Here is a 285-nt window from a genome sequence, read left to right on the forward strand (position 1 = left end):
ACCGGGGCGAAGCCGGACTCCCCCAGCGTCGAGCTGTGCAGGTCGAGCTGGTGCAGGTGTCCCCACGACCACTCGTCCGCGTCGAGTGCCTGGCGGCGCGTCATCTCGTCCCGGGCGTCCATCAGCGCCTGGCGCAGGACGTCGTCGCGCGACTCGCGCTGCTCGGTCTCCACGTCGTCCCACCACGGGCCGGCCGGGTCGGTCAGGAGCTGCTCGACGACGCCGAACCAGCGGTCGCCCCCGTCGGGCCGGACGTCCTCGCGCAGCTCGTCGTGGAAGGTGAGC

Annotated in this window: 1 protein-coding gene; it reads right to left on the minus strand. The window is 73.3% G+C overall.

Annotation, left to right across the window (positions count from 1 at the left end; translation table 11 throughout):
• Window positions 1–285, minus strand: a 285-nt coding sequence (locus tag LZA78_RS17695; RefSeq protein WP_233678186.1) for a penicillin acylase family protein, incomplete at both ends; no start/stop codon positions are given.

This window comes from Rhodobacter flavimaris (assembly GCF_021378075.1).
Classification (GTDB): domain Bacteria; phylum Pseudomonadota; class Alphaproteobacteria; order Rhodobacterales; family Rhodobacteraceae; genus Rhodobacter; species Rhodobacter flavimaris.